17 protein-coding genes are annotated in these 19098 nt (G+C 62.3%); 9 read left to right on the top strand and 8 right to left on the bottom strand.

Annotation, left to right across the window (positions count from 1 at the left end):
• Positions 1-128 precede the first annotated feature (128 nt).
• Positions 129-1916, top strand: coding sequence for a GIY-YIG nuclease family protein (locus B3T59_RS05530; RefSeq protein WP_287001669.1), 1788 nt, complete (start codon positions 129-131; stop codon positions 1914-1916).
• A 91-nt stretch (positions 1917-2007) separates the two neighbouring features.
• Positions 2008-2373 carry a hypothetical protein gene (locus tag B3T59_RS05525; RefSeq protein ID WP_287001668.1) on the top strand — a complete coding sequence of 122 codons (366 nt, stop codon included), beginning with the start codon at positions 2008-2010 and terminating at the stop codon, positions 2371-2373.
• Between the two features lie 368 nt (positions 2374-2741).
• Here the strand turns inward: B3T59_RS05525 and B3T59_RS05520 are convergent, their stop codons facing one another.
• Positions 2742-3131, bottom strand: coding sequence for a hypothetical protein (locus B3T59_RS05520; protein WP_287001667.1), 390 nt, complete (start codon positions 3129-3131; stop codon positions 2742-2744).
• 388 nt (positions 3132-3519) lie between these two features.
• Here B3T59_RS05520 and B3T59_RS05515 point away from each other — a divergent pair, with 388 nt between their 5' ends.
• From B3T59_RS05515 to B3T59_RS05500, 4 genes are read left to right on the top strand one after another with little or no spacing between them, the layout of a single operon-like run.
• The gene (locus B3T59_RS05515) at positions 3520-4296 is read left to right on the top strand and encodes a hypothetical protein (protein WP_287001666.1); all 777 of its coding nucleotides are present in this window, start codon (positions 3520-3522) and stop codon (positions 4294-4296) included.
• A gap of 8 nt (positions 4297-4304) precedes the next feature.
• Positions 4305-6308 (top strand): hypothetical protein, encoded by a 2004-nt coding sequence (locus tag B3T59_RS05510; RefSeq protein ID WP_287001665.1) that lies wholly within the window; start codon positions 4305-4307, stop codon positions 6306-6308.
• A complete protein-coding gene (locus B3T59_RS05505) occupies positions 6302-7363 on the top strand; it encodes an AAA family ATPase (RefSeq protein ID WP_287001664.1) in 1062 nt (353 codons plus the stop codon). Before B3T59_RS05510 ends, B3T59_RS05505 begins: the two co-directional genes overlap by 7 nt.
• A gap of 11 nt (positions 7364-7374) precedes the next feature.
• Positions 7375-9516 carry a TniQ family protein gene (locus B3T59_RS05500; RefSeq protein ID WP_287001663.1) on the top strand — a complete coding sequence of 714 codons (2142 nt, stop codon included), beginning with the start codon at positions 7375-7377 and terminating at the stop codon, positions 9514-9516.
• Positions 9517-9744: 228 nt separating this feature from the next.
• Here the strand turns inward: B3T59_RS05500 and dnaB are convergent, their stop codons facing one another.
• Positions 9745-11979, bottom strand: a complete 2235-nt coding sequence (gene dnaB / locus B3T59_RS05495) for a replicative DNA helicase (RefSeq protein ID WP_039854383.1) — start codon at positions 11977-11979, stop codon at positions 9745-9747.
• Positions 11980-12593: 614 nt separating this feature from the next.
• On the opposite strand from dnaB, the gene B3T59_RS05490 reads away from it, so the two are divergent.
• A complete protein-coding gene (locus B3T59_RS05490) occupies positions 12594-13214 on the top strand; it encodes a hypothetical protein (protein WP_287001662.1) in 621 nt (206 codons plus the stop codon).
• Between the two features lie 15 nt (positions 13215-13229).
• Here B3T59_RS05490 and B3T59_RS05485 read toward each other — a convergent pair whose 3' ends face one another.
• The 5 genes from B3T59_RS05485 to rpsF form a co-directional block, all read right to left on the bottom strand.
• Positions 13230-13874 carry a universal stress protein gene (locus B3T59_RS05485; RefSeq protein WP_005202387.1) on the bottom strand — a complete coding sequence of 215 codons (645 nt, stop codon included), beginning with the start codon at positions 13872-13874 and terminating at the stop codon, positions 13230-13232.
• A gap of 311 nt (positions 13875-14185) precedes the next feature.
• Entirely contained in the window at positions 14186-14638 is a 453-nt protein-coding gene (gene rplI, locus B3T59_RS05480) for a 50S ribosomal protein L9 (protein WP_005202389.1), read from the bottom strand.
• A 19-nt stretch (positions 14639-14657) separates the two neighbouring features.
• Positions 14658-14915 (bottom strand): 30S ribosomal protein S18, encoded by a 258-nt coding sequence (rpsR, locus tag B3T59_RS05475; protein ID WP_005177187.1) that lies wholly within the window; start codon positions 14913-14915, stop codon positions 14658-14660.
• Between the two features lie 61 nt (positions 14916-14976).
• Positions 14977-15498, bottom strand: coding sequence for a single-stranded DNA-binding protein (locus tag B3T59_RS05470; RefSeq protein WP_005202391.1), 522 nt, complete (start codon positions 15496-15498; stop codon positions 14977-14979).
• A 126-nt stretch (positions 15499-15624) separates the two neighbouring features.
• Positions 15625-15906 carry a 30S ribosomal protein S6 gene (gene rpsF, locus B3T59_RS05465; RefSeq protein WP_005202393.1) on the bottom strand — a complete coding sequence of 94 codons (282 nt, stop codon included), beginning with the start codon at positions 15904-15906 and terminating at the stop codon, positions 15625-15627.
• A gap of 206 nt (positions 15907-16112) precedes the next feature.
• On the opposite strand from rpsF, the gene B3T59_RS05460 reads away from it, so the two are divergent.
• Positions 16113-17564, top strand: a complete 1452-nt coding sequence (locus B3T59_RS05460) for a hypothetical protein (RefSeq protein WP_287001661.1) — start codon at positions 16113-16115, stop codon at positions 17562-17564.
• A gap of 10 nt (positions 17565-17574) precedes the next feature.
• Entirely contained in the window at positions 17575-18156 is a 582-nt protein-coding gene (locus tag B3T59_RS05455; RefSeq protein ID WP_064906340.1) for a GNAT family N-acetyltransferase, read from the top strand.
• Here the strand turns inward: B3T59_RS05455 and B3T59_RS05450 are convergent.
• Entirely contained in the window at positions 18147-19097 is a 951-nt protein-coding gene (locus B3T59_RS05450) for a hypothetical protein (RefSeq protein ID WP_287001660.1), read from the bottom strand. The two genes, B3T59_RS05455 and B3T59_RS05450, sit on opposite strands and share 10 nt — an antisense overlap.
• Position 19098 lies beyond the last annotated feature (1 nt).

The raw sequence follows: 19098 nt of genomic DNA, 5'->3' as shown, positions 1-19098 counted from the left end.
GATTCCGGCGAGGCGCGTCGGAACAGCAGTCTCGTCAGATCTCGTGTGTCAGATTCCAGTGCCACACTCACCTCCGACAGCGCTCCGCTGAGGCGGACAGACGCCCCATCCTGGAGGAAAGAACCGCAATGAACGCTGACGACGGTCGCGCCGAAGTTGATGAGATCGATCCCGCTGACCTCCTCGACTATCTGGAACCCACCGAAGAAGCATTCCTCTACACAGACGGACCCACCACGCCCGCGCTGATCGAAACGTTGACGCCTGGCGATTCGCTCAGTGCATGGATCACGATTACCGACGCCGGTGCGGATCTCCACCTCAGTGACCGCGGAGCGCCCGTCGCGAGCTGTGACGGCTTTGGCCACTGGACATTGTCCGATCCTGAGCTCCCGATCCGTGGCGATGACTTCGACCCCACCGAACCGACGCCACTCAACCTCGTCTATTCACTTCTGAGCCTGGGCTGGCGAATCAACGCCGTCGCCGAGACCGGCCGGGTCACCGTCAAGGCCCTGCCGCCGATGTCGTGGGACGCCACTCGCACAGAGCTTGCTTGGCAGGCCCGCGGCCTGAGCCCGGCCTCACCGGTGAACATCGTTCTCCTCCGCAGCGATGCGGAGCAGTTCGCACTCGACGAGGCCTCATCCGGGGTGAAAGGACCTGACGGCTCACCGGCACCGATCGACTTCGATGACCTACTCGGGATCGCGCTGGCGATCGCTCCTACACAGTTCATGCCCGACGCCGTCGCAGCCGCCCCGAATTGGCACTCTGCTGGTTGCGCTACTCCGCAGACGAGTCTTCCCACTGACCCGCACGCCATCGACGACAACGACGACGATGTAGGCGCGCGAAAGCAGCACCTGAAGGGGTGGCTCGAATCCCACAACATGCGCGGACCATTCGCAACGCGTGCAGAGGTGTCCGAGTTCATCGCCGACCACAATCCGGTCGGACACTATGTCCTCGAATTCACCAACGGCAGCTGCTACATCGGTGAGACCGTCAACTTTCGGGAGCGATTTGCCACGCACAGCAAGACCTACGACGGTCAGATCGAATCGTTCCACCTGCGCTACGACCCGACCGCGGCAGCTTTGCCAGCCCGTAGCAAAGCCCGCAAGCAGCAGTTGATCAACGTCGAGCGCAAGCTGATCCACGATGCTCAGAAGGTCAGTCTCGTCGCGCGCAACTTCCGCGAGATGGCCAATCCGATCGAACCTTCGCCGGAGTTCACCGCTTTGTTTGCTGGTGGGACGGCTCACGAGAAGATCGCGCAATGGTTCGCACATCCCGACGAGGTCAATGCGAGCGACCCCACGTCTCTGCAGCCGTTCCGGACTGCTGACTTTGGCGGCGCGAAGGACAAGTTCGACCGGCTTCTGAAGCTCCCCGAGGCCGATCAGATTATGCGAGTCGTGAGCGCATACCTGTCGCGATGCGTTCCGTTCCCTGCCATGACCGAGTACCGGAGTTGGTCGATCAGTTGCCTACCGTCAGCGAAGCGCGGCCGTCCAGGCGCGAAGTACTCGGTACTGGCTTGCCTGTCGATCTCGCGGACGGAGTCGCTGACGATTCTGCGTGAGGACTGGTCACAGCAAGTCATCGGCTTCGTTCAGGTCAACGAGATCGAGGCCGACTTCGTCAGCGGTCTGGGATTGGTCAGGTTGTTGCGGCACCATCCCGAGGTGGCGATCTCGCCCGCTGACTACAGCGAGTTCGGGCCTGGAACAGCCACCCTCCATGCAGACTCGCTCGACGCACTCGAACGGCTCCTCGACGACACGCGCATCACCCGAGCGGCCGCCACTTCGGCCCTCCGCCTGTGCCGCCTGGGACCCTCGACGCAGCGCGCAGTACACAACCCATACCTGGTCGAACGGGCACTCGGGCAGTCTCGGGCGTGGACCTGAACATTCGTTGCCACCGACGATGTGCGTCGATCGCTCTGCAGGAATCCGAGGCGGACCGAAACCGACGGTGAGCGCACTAGGATTTCCTCGCGTGAGCCCAGAGATTCCGGCGAGTCCACGAGCACTTCACGACCAGAACCTGCGCGAGCTCCGAGTTCGCCAGGCGCAATCAGCACCGAATGTCGTCGAGCTCAACCGGCTGGTGTGGCGGATCAGCAAGCGTGAGAGGTGCGAGGGCCGGCTTCCGTACCTCGATCCGACCTACGGCGGCGTCGACGCCGAGATCATCATTCTCCTGAAGGCCCCGCAGGCGGACGCGGACCCAGTCAAAGGGCCCGACCGGCTGATATCCCTCGACAACGACGACGATCCCGCGTCGACTCTGTTCGCGCTGTTCCAGACTCTGGGTCTCGATCGGTCACCTGCGTTGCGTGGAACATTTGTCCATTCCCGATAGAGCAGTTCGATCCGAATGATCAGGAACTGGTGAAGGGTCGAGAGGACTTCAGGTCGTTCATCGGGCTCTTGGCAAACCCCCGCGTCGTCCTCGCCTTGGGAGCGAAAGTCCGGGATGGCTGGATCAAGCACTCCTTTGACGACCTCGTTCCCGGTGCACAAGTCATCTTCGCCCCATCACCAGCTGCACCAGGCATAGACCGCCCTGGCAACCGAGACCGACTGCGCGCCTCGCTAGCACAGGCCTTCGGCCAATCGACGGCCTGATGGTCACGGGGCGGCAGGCACTTGACGGTTCCCGGCCCCCTCGACGAATTAGCCCGCGCGTCAGTTTGACTGAACGCCGAGACAAGGCCCTACCAAGTTGGCCTACGACGCCTGGGAACTGCCCCCACTTCGTTCCTTGAGGTCGTGGGCAAAAACGACTTCGAGGATCGGGGGTGCAACTTCTTCCAGAGGTCCTTCGTCGAGGATCTGGATGACCGTCTTGAAGCCGAAGTCAGGATGGAAGACGGTGAACCACGCTTGGATTCCGGTAGGCGTCAGTTCGGTCGACAACTCGTCGACAATCTGTGCGACCGTGCGCAGCCTGAGCAGCGCATTGGGCCGGATCGCGCGAGTGCCGTCTCCCCACTGTTTGACCGTCCTGGCGTCCGATACCCCAAGTGCACGTGCCGCGAGTTCCACGCCAAGCACCTCGCCGATCCACTCCGCGAGCGCCGGTGGCTCTTCCGTCAGTACGGAACTGAATCTGCTCACGGCATGACACCACCGCAAGTGCATGCCAATAACGCGCCAATGACGGCGAAATGACAGAGTTTTGACGGCGCTTGGAATACGCTCCTGATAGCCCGTGTGGAAGGCATCGAAGGCTCCTTCGGCGGTGGTGTCGGCCAGCCCATGGTGAGGCAGCGTCGGTGTGTGCGGGTGTGTTGGCTCTTCCTAGACAGTGTCGCATGTCCCCAGCGAGGTGCCCGATGTTCAAGACGTACGCTGCTCGATGTCCATTCACTATTCCGGGCGCTCCCGCCGTTGCACTGGGGACTAGGTCTGACCAGTGACAGCGCAGATACCCGGAGCAACAATTACTGCCCGTCGTGGCACACGTCGGTCCCCGACCCAGTTGTCAGCGTTGATGCGCACCACGATGGACAAGGACCTGGCCTTGAAGGTCATGGACGACGACGACCTCCGGCAGGAAGCTATCGCCACTGCGAAGGTCTTCTGGTGGGATGGCAGGTCCATCCACGAGACAGCTCCCTCTGGGCTGGCCGCCTCGTTGATCACTGATATGGCACCTGTCCGCCGGCTTGGGTCGTATCAAGGCGCGCCGTCAAAGCTGGTCCTACACAGCACACGGGTCGAAGGGTTCACCTCGGCCGTGCTGGCGGAATCGAAACTCGAACGACACCACCTCGTCGAACTGGATCGCCGCGCTGGAGTCACCGCATATCGGACGCAACCCATGGTAGTGGTGTGGAAATTCGGCGACGCTGGGGTGATCTGTCAGATCCCCGATATTGCGGCTGCGATAGACGGAAGCGTGGAAATCGTCAGCGTTCGGCCCAAGCGACTACTCACCGACTACAGTCATGCTCTGCTCGGCGGGCTGATGCCAGACACCTTCGCAGGAGACAACCTCAACTATCGACTTGAAGTGGATATATCGCCAATTCGTGTTCGCAATCTCAACTTGATGGCCTTTCTCCGCTGGAAACCTCCCGTCACCGAAACCGACTGGTGGGGCCGAGTCGCCGAAAGACGTCCCGCGACGTTGTACGGGGTCTCCGTTGCCGCAAGCGACGATCCTTCGTTGGAGAAGCAAGGGCTGTTCCGATCGCTGCTGGCACTCGCGCAAGGCCACTTTGACGTCGATTTTGAAGCCGACATCGATCTGGACAGCGAGGTGGCATGGCGCGAGTAACATGCTCAATGAGCAAGGGGACTCGTTTCGAATACCAGTCGAATGAATGGACCGTGCGCCACATCGCGACGAAATCGCGCACACCCCTAGCGATTTTGGTCAGCGATGAGGGTGAGTTGCTTGAGCTTCCACTCAGCGTGGCCATGCATGCTGCCCACGAATACTTTTCACCCGATCATGTCCGTGATGTAGTCCCTGGCGATGTTCTCTCGGACTGCACGCCCGAGCAGCGAGCGCGAGCTGAAGAGCGCGCCACGTACATGCGGCTGATACTCGACGGCGCCCCGGCGGTCAGCTTCGGTTCCGGCCCGGGAGATAGATACCATCCGGACGTAACCAATCCCAGTCGAAGAAGAAGCCAGCTCATATCGGATCTGAAGGGAGTTCCTGGCTACTCTCGGGCGTCAATCTACAGAATGCTTAGATGCTACGAGCCAGAGCGCAACATCAGAGAATTGGTGCCCTACAAGGCTACCGACCAAGCGCCTGATCCACGACTGGGGATTCCCGCCGAGTATCTCGATGCGGTGTACCGCGGCCTCGCAGAGTTGGCTGGACCGCATCACGCGAAGCGGAAGCTCGAAGTACGTGTCGTCAGAGCGATTACCGCCATCCGAGACGCTCAACTTGACCCCGACCTCATTCCTCCGTACCGACTTGAGCGAGCCGTGGCCCGCGCCTCCAAAGAACTTGGACTGACCAAGGCTTCTCGGCAGCGAAAGAACGAGGCGTCACGCGCAATCACTGGGCACCGCACTCAACCACCGGTGATGCCGGGTGAGCGAATCGAGATTGACGCTACTCAGGCGGACATCTGGCTCATCTGCCCAGAATCCCGCGAGCGATTCCGGCCATGGGTGGTCGTATTGATCTGCGTTGTCACACGCCTCGTAGCAGTTCGAGTGACCCGCGAACCGCCTGTCGCCGCCGACTGGCGCCTTGCATTGTTCTCCGCACTGCACCCCCTGGTCTCTGAACAGCCCAAGTACGATATCGACATTCCATTCGGTGTTCCGTCGACCGTTCAGTTTCGAGTTGCACCATACGGATTCGGAACCATCGTAAATGACCACGGCTCCAACATCGAGAACTACCAGATGTCAGACTGTGTAGCGCGATGGGGCGGGGAAATCGAGTACGCGGCCACGCGTACCGGCAGCCACAAACCGTATGTGGAGAACGCCAACTCGGTTATCAACATGTTCCTTCAGTACACTGATACTTATAGCGGGGGTTCTGTCGATAACAAGGCAGATGTCGAGGCGCTGCCAGACTCCGACTTTCTTACGATCGAACAGTTTCGCGCGATTCTCACGGTATGGGCGAATAAGATTCGACCATACCGGCCACACGAGGGACTTCCAACATCTAATGGGGACTTCCATTGTCCTGCGAGCCGTTTTGCTCAATGTGTTGCGCGAGGGCTCGGCCCCAGAATCGATGTACACCCCGACGACATATACGGTCTTCTCGACAGTACTGAGCTCAAAATTAATCCGGAGGGAATTCATAAGGGTCCATTCCGATACCATGCGGAAATCGTCGGCAAGATTGTCAACGACATTCGCAAGAGCCGAGGTCTAATTCCCGAGACGATAAGAGTTCACCACGACCGCAACGACCTATCCCGCGTTTTTATCCGAGACAGTGCAGATGGGTGTTGGTATGCTCTTCGTGCCATTGCCGACGATGGGACTGCACTCGAGCCATTCAGCTCGCTCATTTCCGAAGATTGGGCATCCGAGCTCGGAGATAAACTGTGGACGCGCGGACAACGTTTCGCTGTTGGAGTTCTATTTAGTGACTTACTTTCTGAGATTCGAAAAGAGAACTCAACCAGATTCTCCAAGGATCGAGCACGGGTTGCGTTACGCCTTCCAGACCCAACCGGACGTCCCGGCTCCAGTCCAGTCGGCGACGTCGATAATCAACGGCCCGACGAAGACTTTCCATTCGACATCGAAGAGTTTGTAATTCGGGATGTTCCAGATATAGGAGATGACCTATGGTGAATGATTTGTACAAGCAGTCGATCCAGGATCGTAACTGTTGGGACGGGCTACCTCGCCGTATCGACGACTATCCTGCCCCACCTTGCGGGATCGATGGAGATATCCGCCTGCTCGCACGATGGATCTCTGGGATCGGGCCGATCGAAACTTCCGACATTGCCCACACGTACGAGGAAGTGATGCGGATGCTTGACCACAATGCCGGCGCCGCCTACGACGATGCACGCTGGGTAGCGCTCGACGGGCCCAGCCACATCGGCAAGACTTACACAATTGTTCCGGTCCTACTACGCATCAATGACTCGCTGCTCCGTGATGAGAAACCACCGAACCGCGAAGGAGTGAGGCTAGCTCACGTTCCGGTCATCTACGTTGGGGATCAGGGCGCTAGCAGCAAGACGCTCGTCGAGTCCATTGCCGAGTTCGCCGGCATCTTCGTCTCGCGATCCGACGTGGAGACCACCATCCTGCGCCGCCTCCGCGCAACACTGCCACTGATCGGCTGTCTCCTAATCGTCGTCGATGAAGCGCACATGTTGCGGCGCGTAGGCGCGGGTCGCGATCTGACCGACAACTTACGTCGACTTCTGTCCTTGCCCGTGAGTTTTGTGTTTGTTGGCGCGGGATTGCGAGATTCCGCTCTCTACCGTCGAACCGACGTCGTACGTGTGCCACAGTCCGAACGGCCAGCATCGGCGAGGGCAAAGTCCTCGGAAGGTCTGCTCGATCATCCAGACGAGGCCGCGATGCAGTTGCGGAACCGTATGAAAGCGGTCCAACTCCGTGCGTTCGACAGTTCTAATAGTGACCACCTGAACGCGTGGCTGAAGCGCATGAACGGACTGGTAACCCAACTCGAGCGCATCCCGGGTCTCGATGTGAGCGAGTTGAAAACTCGGGAGTTTGCCGTCGAGCTGTTCACCTTCGCTCAGGGCCGGACCGGGACGTCCTTCCTCATTCTGAAAGACGTGTGCGAACTGGCAGTCCGTCGCCGTGAAAGTCCCACCATCCACCACCTTCGCGCAGAGATGGAAAAGGCAGTCCTGATGCCGTGACTCTTTCCGTGGTGCCCGAACTCTATGCCGACGAATCGCTCGACTCCTTCGTTGAGCATCTGTGTGAGCTGCATTTATGCACTCCACGCCAGCTGTTCTCGGCGATCAATGTGTCGGAAAGCCCAAGTTCGGGAAGTCCACTCGGTCGCCGTATCACCGACGCTGCGGTGCAGGAGTTGTCACGCCTGACTGCCGTCGACGAGCAGCGCCTGTTAGATGCGACGACTGCTCGATTCGCTCGAGCAGGTCTACAACTCAAGAACGGCGTAGGTCGCGCTGGCGACGATGCCTGGAGCTTTCCCGGCCACGTCGCGTTCTGTCCAGAGTGCCTGGCGCAGAACGACCTCCGATGGAACATTTCATGGTATCTGCGTTGGACCAATGTCTGCGTTGCGCACTCCGCAATTCTCGTCGACGAGTGTCCGGCCTGCGGCAACCGCCCCCGAACCACGGCGACCTTCCATCCACGTCGACCAGGTCAACTTACTACCATGTGGCGCATTCGCAGTTGCCCAACCTCGTGCTGCTCGGAATCGCTAGCCGAAGCCACGGCAACCCACATCGACTTGACCTCCCACGCAGCCAAGCAGGAAAGCTGGCTTACAACGGTCATTGAAGAAGGCGGCGCGAGATGCGAGTACGCCGAAGGCGAGTATCTCTCGGCAACAACAATTCTACGCGATCTCACATTGCTGACCCGACACGCACTTCACGCCATGATTCCGGCGACTCAGCGCATCCCTGCCGCACTCGATCCCGAAACCCCTGTAGTTCCCACGGCGTGGATTCCCGACGAACAAGCCCACTACAGCCAGTCCTTGCGGAAGGTGCCTCGCACAACCTTCCTGGTTGCACAAACCGCGGCAATTGACACGCTCCGTACGCGATGGTCAGTCGATCAATGTGAGAGCTGGATCGCACCCGAGCGCGCGGCCACGATGTCCGGCGTAGCGCGTCGAAGAACTGCTGGCCCGGTGAGCAACGCCCTGCTCCGCGTCATTGATCTACATCGAGGTGTCAATCACTTTCACCCCAAGTTGGTCTCACACGACAGCACTGGCCGGCGTCGTACACAACATGCCTACAGGACGTTCACGCTCGGCTCCACGCGTTCCATAGATGCTCAAACCCTACCGTCCACGATCTGGCCCATTGTCACACTCAGCGCGCCACCCATGCCACCTCGAGTTCAACGCGTATTCCCCCAGTTGGCGCCGATCGCGCTTGCCCTCTTTGGACGGCGGGCCGCAATGTCGACTCTCGCGAACACGTTTCAATTCGAGATCAGCGACGACGCCCTCCGGTTTGCTCTGAGCAACCTGATAGTCCACGACCGGGGTAGCGACACCTACACCTACATCGCCACCCTGCACGAACACCTGCAGACTCACCCGGCCCCGATCGACTACCGGCGCCGGCGGCTCCTGTGGCCGCATCCAAGCGACGTCGGTCGCAACCACATGCGCGAACTCGCACGCATTTCCGATCTCTATCTCACCAACGCATTCCGATGGAAAATCAACAGGTACGTCTGGCAACTTCTCACCGGAAACGATCCATTCTTCACTCGCGGTACCCAGTTACTCCACGGCCCCGCCGCTTACAGCTACAGGGCCTTTCTCACCACAATGCCCTTCGAACTTGAACAAGCCGCAGGACAGGTAGCCCAACGACTGCTCCTGAAGGAACGAATTGGGGAACCCGTGACATACAGCCCAATTCAAGGACCTGGTGGACTCTGGGCTCCAGGAACTGGTTCCCATTTCCTCGACACCTCTCACCGCACAGACCTCAGACAGACATCCAGATCGCTTGAGCACGCCGTCGCCGCAGCCAGCGAAAGTGAGGAACTGCTGCATATCGCCCTATCGGGACATGCGCTGCTCGCCCAACGATTACTCCGATTCAGCGAGACCGCCGACTTGCCATCTATCGGCGCGGCCGCATCTGCAGCCGGAACATCAAGACACCAGATGGCCAAAGAGACTTCGTTCCTCGAAATGGCGCTCGACGAGCCTCTGTTCACACGCGATAGCCCAAATACCGCAACACGAAGACTGACGAGCATCGGCACCGAACTTCGAATTCTCGTCGACTCAAACGTCGACCAACTGCGGTCCGCCTCAAATTCTGGGGGATCGGCGTTCGCGTAGCGAAGATCGCCTCGCACGGCCTGTCAAGCCAGTTGGCTGACGCTCCGCAACAGCAAGGGTCATCGCCTCCCCTACACCGATAATTCAGCAAACGTCACGTGACTAAATGGTATGGGATACAGCGCGACAGTTTGAGTTGTCTCAACACTCGCACAGGTCTGTATGATTCGTCTCAACGTCTCACGGAAACTGGCCGTTTGTCTCAACTTTTCGCGATAGCGACACCGACTACCCTCGCGCCATATCCACGAAGCGGCTCAGATGTAGTTGGTGCGCAACGGTTATCGTGGCAGTAGGACCGTTGCGGTGTTTGCCGACGATGATGTCGGCCTCGCCCGCGCGCGGGTCATCGCGTTCAAACGCGTCGGGGCGGTGGAGCAGGATGACCATGTCGGCGTCCTGCTCCAGCGATCCCGATTCACGAAGGTCCGACACCTGCGGCTTCTTGTCGGTGCGCTGTTCTGGACCACGGTTCAGCTGGCTGATCGCGACCACGGGAACCTCGAGTTCCTTCGCGAGCAGCTTCAATTGGCGGCTGAACTCCGAGACTTCCTGCTGACGCGACTCGACCTTCTTGCCGGACGTCATCAGCTGCATGTAGTCCACCACAACGAGTTTCAGATCGTGGCGCTGCTTGAGGCGTCGAGCTTTGGCGCGGATCTCCATCATGGTGAGGTTCGGCGAGTCGTCGATGAACAGCGGCGCCTCGGAGATCTCACCCATTCGACGTGCGAGGCGCGTCCAGTCGTCGTCGGACATCGAACCGCCACGCATGTCGCCGAGCTTGATCTTGGCTTCTGCCGAGAGGAGTCGCATCACGATCTCGACCTTGCTCATTTCCAAGGAGAACATCGCGGCCGTCATCTGATGGCCGATCGAGCACGACCGGATGAAGTCCATGGCGAGCGTCGAATTGTGCGTCGGCACCATGGCCTCACCGGCGAGGTACATGTGCTCGTCGTTGTCGACCTGCACGCACCGCACCGGGACGCTGCGGACCGGACGAACGGCGACGACGCGTCGAACTCCCGACTGCATGCGAAGTTCCTTGTGGCGCAACGCTTTGTGGTAAACGGTGAAGACGTCGTCGTCGCCCGTGTCGACCCGGAGCCAGCCGGTCGCCGACCTCTTGTATGTGTAGCCGAGTCCGGCGACGAGGTCGGCGATGACTGCGGTCATGTGTCGGGTGGCGGCCGGAACGATGATCCATCCGTCCTCATCGACGCTCGCGCGGGCATCGAGGAGGCCGGCGAGCAGTGCTCGACGCTGCGCGATCGACCCGCGCAGATACTCATACGGAATTCGCCCACCGAGATCTGACATCAGCGCCATGACGTCGACATCGCCCTCGGCGTCGATGCGGATACCGATCTCGGGGTCGTCGAATGCCATTCCCGCAAGTGCGGCAACCGTATACGGACCGTAGGCGAAGTTCTTGCGCGGCAACTCGAGTGGCTCGGTGTTGCGCACCATGGCGCACCCGACGTGCACTCGCAGATCGGCGGTGGTGAGGGTACGGCGCTCATCGTCGACCTCTGCGACCCACTGGTGCTGTTCGTCGGCGACGAGCACGCTGCCGTCGCTGAACTCCACCTCGAAGCACGGCCGCTCCGTCATGACCTCGGTCGCGGCAACGACGCGCGTGGGCCTACCGTGCGGATCGATCAGCTCGTCGCCGACGCTCACCGTGCCCATCGTGGTCCAGCCGGTCGGGGTCGGTAGCGGAGTATCGAGCGAGAGCGCTTTGCCGACACCCGGGCGGGCTGCCACGATGATCATCTGCCCGGGGTGCAGGCCGTTGGTGAGCTTGTCCAGGTCGGCGAAACCCGTTGGCACACCGAGCGAAATGCCACCGCGGGAGGCGATGGAGTCGATCTCGTCCATCGTCGGCTGCAGCAGCTCTTCGAGCGGCACGTAGTCTTCGGCGGTACGCCGCTCGGTGACCTCGTAGACCTCGGCCTGTGCGCGGTCGACCACCTCGGCGACATCCTGGCCGTCGGCACCGGAGTAGCCGAACTGCACGATGCGCGTGCCTGCTTCGACGAGGCGTCGAAGAATGGCCTTCTCGGCGACGATCTCGGCGTAGTAGCCGGCGTTGGCCGCGGTGGGCACGGTGGAGATCAGGGTGTGCAGATAGGGGGCGCCCCCGATGCGGCGCAGCTCGCCCGCGCGCTCGAGCTCTGCGGCGACCGTGACGGCGTCGGCGGGTTCACCCTTGCCGTACAGCTCGAGGATCGCCTCGTAGACGGCCTGATGTGCCGGTCGGTAGAAGTCGTTGGTGCGGATCTTCTCGATGACGTCGGCGATCGCGTCTTTCGAGAGCATCATGCCGCCGAGGACGGACTGCTCGGCCGCCATGTCTTGCGGCGGTTGCCGGCCATATTCCTCGACCGGCATGTCGGGCTCGTCGGGTCGTCCGGAATCGCGCGCCGCACCGTGACCGCGATCATCGACAACTGCCACGTGTGCCAACCTTTCGAACTCGAACCCTGACGATGGACGTCCCCAACCGTCAAACTCGTCGACACGGCGGTGTGCTGACGAATCGGCCGTCCCCCGGAATCCGACTGGCTGAGTCGTCTTTGTTGATACCCGAGGGGTCTGACATGTCGGACCGCACATCGCGACGCGCAACACCATCGGCACTGATGGAAGACAGTAGGAGTTCGTCTCGTCGCACTCAAACGCGCTTGTGGACGAACTTGTGGATGGCCTGTGGACGGCTCGCGCGCAACCCCGCGTCAGTTGTGCAGCCGCTGTGGAGAACGTTGGGGAGTATATGCGTGCGCAACTCGATCTCTGCAGGTCAGACACTGTGCGCGATTTCCACAACAAAGAACTTTTCTCAGCTCGGCGTGTCTTGGGAAACTCACAGTCGGGCGTGTTGTGGGCGGGTGACAACCACCAGCGGGCAACAACGCAGTGAACAGTGGGTGTGACCTGCGCAACAGCTCAGTTTCGTCGCGGCGATTCGCTGTCGCCGCGCCGCGCACACCGCCACTGTCCGAGTTTCGCCCTCGTCCGACGCCGCGATGTGGTGGACTGGCCCCGTGCCGACGACCCACAGACGCCACAAGATGTCTCGCTCCCGTCTGGCGTCGTGGCTCCTGGCCGCTGCGGCACTTCTCGTACCGCTACTGAACGCATCTCCGGCTGAGGCAGCACCGCCACCGCTGCCCGCCGCATTCGACCTCGCGCGCTACACACCTGTCGATCCGACGCCGTTCCGCTCGCTGGCCTACGACGACAACGGACGGTCGTTCTTCACCACCGGCCGGTGGAACTGCCAGATCGGCCCGACGTTCCGCTCGGTGGGCTGTCAGGGCCGCCCCGCAACGGCACCTCCCGGCGTCCAGGGTGCAGCCATCACCGCCGACGCCCAGGGGCCGTGGTGGGCGCCCAAGCCGGATTTGCTGACCGGCACCTCGTACCATTTCGGCTCGGCGTCGGGCTTCCGTCCGCCGCGCCTGAATGTGGGCACACGCGTGACGATCGCGGGCGTCACCTGCACGGTGCCCTCAGCCACCCAGGTCGCCTGCCGCACCGGCAATCGGGCGCTGATCTTCTCGCCCGGATTCCACAAGTTCTACTACCCCGCCGACGACACCGCGCACAGCGGCAATCCCGCTCCGCGCTACCTGCCGACGTCGCTGCAGGCGTCGAGTCAGCTACCGCTGGTGCCGGCGCCGCCGAGCTGACAAGCCGCCCTACCGTCACTCCCCAGTCGCGGGGACGCCTGTTGGACGCCGCTCACGCAGGGAGCGCACACCACGTGGCGTAGCGGTGAGCAGGTAACCCGCATCGACACCCCTGTTGACCACCAGGAGCGGGACATCCGTTGTGGCACAAAGCCGTCGGGCCAATCGACCCGGCCCCGACGCATACCCGAGAACCATTGCGGCCGCATCGAGGTCGCGGGACTCCCGCGCCAACACGACGTGGGGCTTACCGCTGCGCACCAGGGCTCGGACATCGGAAGCGCCTGCGGCACAGGCGACTTCTCGCGCACGTCGTTGAACCTCATGGATCACCGAGAGCTCCTCGAGCTGATATGCGTCGGCGCCCAACTCATCTCGCCACCGTCGTTCCTCGCGACTGCGGTGCGGATTCGCCCGCTGCCGAGCGACGACACTGACGAGGTAGAGCGGCGCCTCGGAGCGGACCGCGCGGGCGGAATACTCGACCGCCCAATACGATTCGTCCGTTCCACACACTCCGACGACGACGGGCGCCGCGGAGGTCCGGGCTTGGGTGTGAGGCTGGGCCTGGGTGTGAGTCTGGGCCGGCCGGGTCTCACCGCGCAGGGGAATCGTGGCGACGGGATGGCGCTGGATCTGATGACCGAAGAGAGTGTGCATGGCGGTGACTTCCGAGATGAGACTGCAGAGCTGTGTACGCGAATCCCTTGCACCGGCACACCACGTCGGGCACCACCACCGAGCTGGACCCGGGGAACTCGCTGACCACGACGCTACGAGCGCGAGCCCTCGCGGTATCGGGTAGCCACCTACCCCACTTTCGCGACTGCACGTCCTCGTCGCGGCCTACGAGTACGCATTTCATGAACCATGTAAAGCCAACAGCCTCAGAGACGACGAGAGCCGGGCGGAACGATGTCCGCCCGGCTCTCGACCGGTGTACAGCTACTGCGTATCAGGCAGCGGGTAAATCAAGCAGCGACGACGTCGACCTGAACGGTCGCGGTGACGTCGGGGTGCAGGTTCACGACGACCGGGAAGGTGCCGGTCGACTTGATGTGTCCCTTGGGCAGTTCGACGCTGCGCTTGTCGACTGCGGGGCCACCTGCGGACTTGATCGCGCCGGCGACATCGCCAGCGGTGACCGAGCCGAACAGCTTGCCCGAATCGTGCGTCTTGACCGTGAGGCTGATGCTCGACAGGTTCTCGAGCGCCTGCTTGAGCTCGTTGGCGTGCTCGACGCCACGGACCTCGCGGGCCTCCTGCGAGCGTCGAATTGTCTCGACCTGCTTCTCGGCACCGCGGGTGGCCTTGATGGCCAGGCCGCGCGGCAGCAGGAAGTTACGGCCGTAGCCGTCCTTGACCTCGACGGTGTCGCCTGCTTCGCCGAGGTTCTCCACGGCAGCGGTGAGGATGAGTTTCATGTCGTTATCCCCTTCCGGCTTATCGGGCGGTCGAGGTGAAGGGCAGCAGTGCCACCTCACGCGAGTTCTTGACGGCCACAGCGACGTCGCGCTGATGCTGGACGCAGTTGCCGGTCACGCGACGCGACCGGATCTTGCCGCGATCGGACAGGAAACGACGCAGCAGCGCGGTGTCCTTGTAGTCGATGTCGGCCTTCTTGTCCTTGCAGAAGGAGCACGCCTTGGTCTTGGTGACCTTCTCGACGCGCACCTTCCGGGTGCTCTTAGCTTTTGCCATGTGTACTTACTCCAAAGTTGTTGCGAGGACGCCTCTTTCACATGAGGGGCGTCGTCGCGGTTCAGAAGGGGGGTTCGTCGTCCCCGCCGCCGAAGTTTCCGCCGCTGCTCGCGGGTGCACTGCCCCACGGGTCGTCGGCAACCTGCTGGCCCGAGCCCGACCCGCCGCCGCGGCTTCCGCCGCCGGACGAGCCGAAGCCTCCGCCGCCGCCCCCACCGCGCGAGGCCTTGTTGACCTTCGCGGTGGCGTATCGCAGCGATGGGCCGATCTCGTCGACCTCCAGCTCAACAACAGTGCGCTTCTCACCCTCGCGGGTTTCGTACGACCGCTGCTTGAGACGGCCCTGCACGATGACCCGGGATCCCTTGGTCAGACTCTCGGTCACGTTCTCCGCGGCCTCACGCCAGATGTTGCAGCGCAGGAACAGCGCTTCGCCGTCCTTCCACTCGTTCGTCTGGCGATCGAATGTGCGCGGCGTCGACGCCACCGTGAAGTTGGCCACCGCCGCACCCGACGGGGTGAACCGGAGTTCCGGATCAGCCGTGAGGTTGCCGATGACTGTGATGACCGTGTCGCCTGCCATGTGTTTCCCCTTAGGTCTACGTGTGGGCACTCGTCGAAATCGATGTGCACCGCGAGTTGAGTTCAACCCTAGGTGTCGACACCGACGAGATCGATGGATTCGTTCGGTCGATCAGGGATCTGTGGGTTACTTGCGCAGAACCTTCGTGCGCAGAACCGACTCGTTGAGCTTCAGCTGACGATCGAGCTCGCTGACCGTCTTGGGCTCGGCGTTGAGATCGATGACAGCGTAAATGCCTTCGCTGTGCTTCAAGATCTCGTACGCGAGTCGGCGCTTGCCCCAGATGTCGACGTTATCCACCTTGCCGCCGTCGTTACGGACAACGTTGAGGAAAGTATCGAGTGAAGGGGCGACGGTGCGCTCGTCCAGATTCGGATCGAGAATGACCATCAATTCGTAGTGACGCATAAGACCACATCACCTCCTATGGGCTCATCGGCCACGGACTGTCCGTGGCAGGAGGGTCGCCTGCGTCGGCAACCGCTCCACCATACACGGGGCACCCCTGACCAGCGAAATCGCGCTGCAGTGCACAGGCTCGACCCGCTGAGGCGACGCCGGCGGGCGGGTAGGTGACGCAGACCACGGGCCCGCCATCTCTTACCCTGTAGGCCATGCCCGCGCTCCGCTTCTCTCCGACCATGGGCTTCGGGCAGTACACGCTGTCTCGTCGAGGCGAGACAGCGTTGATCCTCTTGGTCTCACTCCTTCTCACGTCGGTGGCCCTGTACTGGTCTTATGTCCTCAAGGTGAAGTGCGGCGGCGAGCCGTTCTTTCCCGACGGCCGGTCGCATCACTTCCCCGTCGGCGACGTCGACGCCGTGGTCCCCTGCTACTCCGACCTGATGTATCTGTGGGTTGGGCGCGACATCAACAATCACATCTTCCCGTACATCCACGGCGGGATCGAGCCCAACGGTCACCTGTTCGGCGGCGTTGTCGAGTACCCGGTGCTGTCCGGCATGTTGATGTACCTCGGCGCGATCGGCGCACACACCGACACCGAGTTCTTCCAGCATTCCGCGCTGCTGCTCGCCCCGTTCGCCTTCGCGATCACCATCATGCTGGCGTTGATGACCCGCTGGTGGGTTCTCCTGTGGGCCGCAACCCCTCCGCTGGTGCTCTACGCCTTCCACAATTGGGAGCTGCCCGTCGTCGCGACAGCGGTCGGAGCCGTCGCGGTGATGGCGTGGGGTGCGTCGACCAATCCGCGGACCGGCGACCGTCGACTCTCACTACGAACGTCGGCGATGCTCGCGGCGGTGCTGTTGGGAATCGGCTTCTGCCTCAAGCTCTACCCAGGCTTCTTCGCGCTGCCGCTTGCCTTGTACGTGCTGACGCGCGGCGCGGGGGGCATGATCGACGCGCGTCGTCGAACCGAGGATCTCGACTGGACCGGCGCGATCATGACGGCCGCGGCGGCGGCCGTGACCGTGCTCGTGATCCAGTTGCCGTTCATGATCGTCGGCTTCGAGGGCTGGAAGGCCGCGCTCTCGTTTCAGGGCAAGCGCAAGTCCGACGTCGACACCAACTCCATCTGGTACTGGGGACTTCGACATTTCACCGGCGGCCAGACCGACACGTACAACTCACTCGTCGGCATGCTGTCTCCGCTGCTGATCCTGTGCGCCTTCGCGCTCGCGGTCTATCTGGGCTGGCGCGTGTACCTGCAGTCAGGCACCTATCCGTGGATCGGCGTCTCGGGCGCGATGCTCGCCGGATTCATGTTGTTCCACAAGGTCCACTCACCGCAGTACACGCTGTGGATTCTCCCGTTCTTCGTGCTGCTCAAGACGCGGTGGCCGATCATCATCGCCTACCTCATCGCCGACTTCCTGTTGGACACCACCATCTTCCGCTTGTTCGGCATCTACACGGCGCACGCGCCGATGCAGTGGTGGGTGATGGCGGGCGTGAACATCGGTGTCTGGGTGACCGCCACGATCCACCTGTACCTGATCTTCGCGTTCGTCCGTGCCCCACTGCGAGAACCGTTGGCCACCATGGTCGCTCCTCGCCCACGTCCGTCCGACGACCCCGAACCCGTGCTCGCGACGTCGTCGTAGAGGAGTCGACATGAACGAATGGCTTGGCGACGCCCCGCTCGTCGGCGAGCGGGTCACACTGCGGCCCTTGACCTTCGACGACGCTCCCGCACTCGCGCGGGTCGTCGACGATCCGCAACGCTTCGCCTGGACATCAGTGCCACGCGACGAACAGTCGGCACGCGAGTACATCGCCGCAGCACACGCCGACGACGCGCGCATCGCCTACGCGGTCGTCGACAACAGCGACGGACGCCTTGTCGGCTCGACGAGCTACTACGACATCGACCACGCCAACCTCTCCGTCGCGATCGGGTACACCTTCTACGCCGACACGGCGCAGGGCACTGCGGTCAATCCGACCGCGAAATACCTTCTGCTGCATCACGCCTTCGATGACTGCGGCGCCGTGCGCGTCGTGTGGCACACGCACGAGAACAACGCGCAGTCGAGGGCAGCGATCGCGAAACTCGGCGCACAGTTCGAGGGACTTCTCCGCAAACACCGACGCTGGGCCGACGGGTGGCGCACCACCGCGCAGTACGCCATGACCGACGACGGCTGGCCGGCAGCGAGAGATGCTCTGCTGCAGCGCATCTCACGTCACGGATAGGACATCCCGACCCGTCCGTCGCGGTATCGTCCGAACTCGTCGTGACGCTGGTAGCTCGGTTCACCCACATCTCCGACGGCCCGCACGATCTTCGCTCCGATCCTCGAAAAGTGTTCTGCCGCAGTCGAGTTGGGATTCATCTCCGACAGCATGCCCATCCAGTGGTAGACGAGCTTGAGATCGTCGGCATTCAGCGGCCCCGGAACCCACCTGTCACGTGGCTCCTCCGGCCACGTGTCGCGGTGCCACGACTGCCATCCGTAATCCCACCCGCTCGGCGGTGCTATCGCGACGAGACCGTTGACCACGACGTCGAGTCGTTCGACCCCGATCTCGGTGCGCCAGCGTCGAAGCAAGCCGAGGTAGGCGACGTACTCGTCGGCCGACCAGTTGGTGGTGCTCAGGCTGTCCCACCCAGCCCAGCGCAACGCGCGTGCCACCGCAGGCTCGATCACCTGGGAGGGATGGTCGGCGGCGCCCGCTCCCGCGAAGTAGAGGTACCAGGTGAAGCCGCTCGGCCCGAGCCGGTCGATGCGGTTGGTGCGACCGGGACGCAGCATGTCGTCGGCCTTGTCCGGATCGGTTGACGCGATGGCAGCCGCCTCCTGCAGCACGCGGGCGACGCGGCTGCGATTGGCACTCACCGCGGTGATGCGTTTGCGGTTGTCGGAGACGGCGCGCCCGGTGCAGAACGCGACGGAGTTCCAGAGGAGTGTGAGGGCGGCGTCGGGGCTCGTGGACGCGAGTGCGCCGAGGTCGAACAATTCGGCACGCGAGCGAGACGAGCCGATTCCGGCGTCGGGGAGGCCCGCGGCGACGAGCGCGTCGCGCCACCAGTTGCCGTCGATCTGCACGGTGTCGGTCATGACTGCTGCGGTGCGGTCGGCATGCGCAGCCCATTCGACGAGTTCGGTGGGAGCTGGGAGGTCGGGTGTTGTCATG

This window comes from Gordonia sp. UBA7860, assembly GCF_002500165.1.
GTDB classification, from domain to species: Bacteria; Actinomycetota; Actinomycetes; order Mycobacteriales; family Mycobacteriaceae; genus Gordonia; species Gordonia sputi.
Note: the sequence above shows the minus strand (reverse complement) of the source record. Positions and strands in the feature narration are given on the sequence as shown.

Bases quoted from the DNA above. Each gene is read 5' to 3' on its own strand.
- B3T59_RS05530 (WP_287001669.1), top strand. From the start codon at position 129: ATGAACGCTGACGACGGTCGCGCCGAAGTTGATGAGATCGATCCCGCT.
- B3T59_RS05515 (WP_287001666.1), top strand. From the start codon at position 3,520: ATGGACAAGGACCTGGCCTTGAAGGTCATGGACGACGACGACCTCCGG.
- B3T59_RS05510 (WP_287001665.1), top strand. From the start codon at position 4,305: ATGAGCAAGGGGACTCGTTTCGAATACCAGTCGAATGAATGGACCGTG.
- B3T59_RS05505 (WP_287001664.1), top strand. From the start codon at position 6,302: ATGGTGAATGATTTGTACAAGCAGTCGATCCAGGATCGTAACTGTTGG.
- B3T59_RS05490 (WP_287001662.1), top strand. From the start codon at position 12,594: ATGTCTCGCTCCCGTCTGGCGTCGTGGCTCCTGGCCGCTGCGGCACTT.
- B3T59_RS05485 (WP_005202387.1), bottom strand. From the start codon at position 13,874: ATGCACACTCTCTTCGGTCATCAGATCCAGCGCCATCCCGTCGCCACG.
- rplI (WP_005202389.1), bottom strand. From the start codon at position 14,638: ATGAAACTCATCCTCACCGCTGCCGTGGAGAACCTCGGCGAAGCAGGC.
- rpsR (WP_005177187.1), bottom strand. From the start codon at position 14,915: ATGGCAAAAGCTAAGAGCACCCGGAAGGTGCGCGTCGAGAAGGTCACC.
- B3T59_RS05470 (WP_005202391.1), bottom strand. From the start codon at position 15,498: ATGGCAGGCGACACGGTCATCACAGTCATCGGCAACCTCACGGCTGAT.
- rpsF (WP_005202393.1), bottom strand. From the start codon at position 15,906: ATGCGTCACTACGAATTGATGGTCATTCTCGATCCGAATCTGGACGAG.
- B3T59_RS05460 (WP_287001661.1), top strand. From the start codon at position 16,113: ATGCCCGCGCTCCGCTTCTCTCCGACCATGGGCTTCGGGCAGTACACG.
- B3T59_RS05455 (WP_064906340.1), top strand. From the start codon at position 17,575: ATGAACGAATGGCTTGGCGACGCCCCGCTCGTCGGCGAGCGGGTCACA.
- B3T59_RS05450 (WP_287001660.1), bottom strand. From the start codon at position 19,097: ATGACAACACCCGACCTCCCAGCTCCCACCGAACTCGTCGAATGGGCT.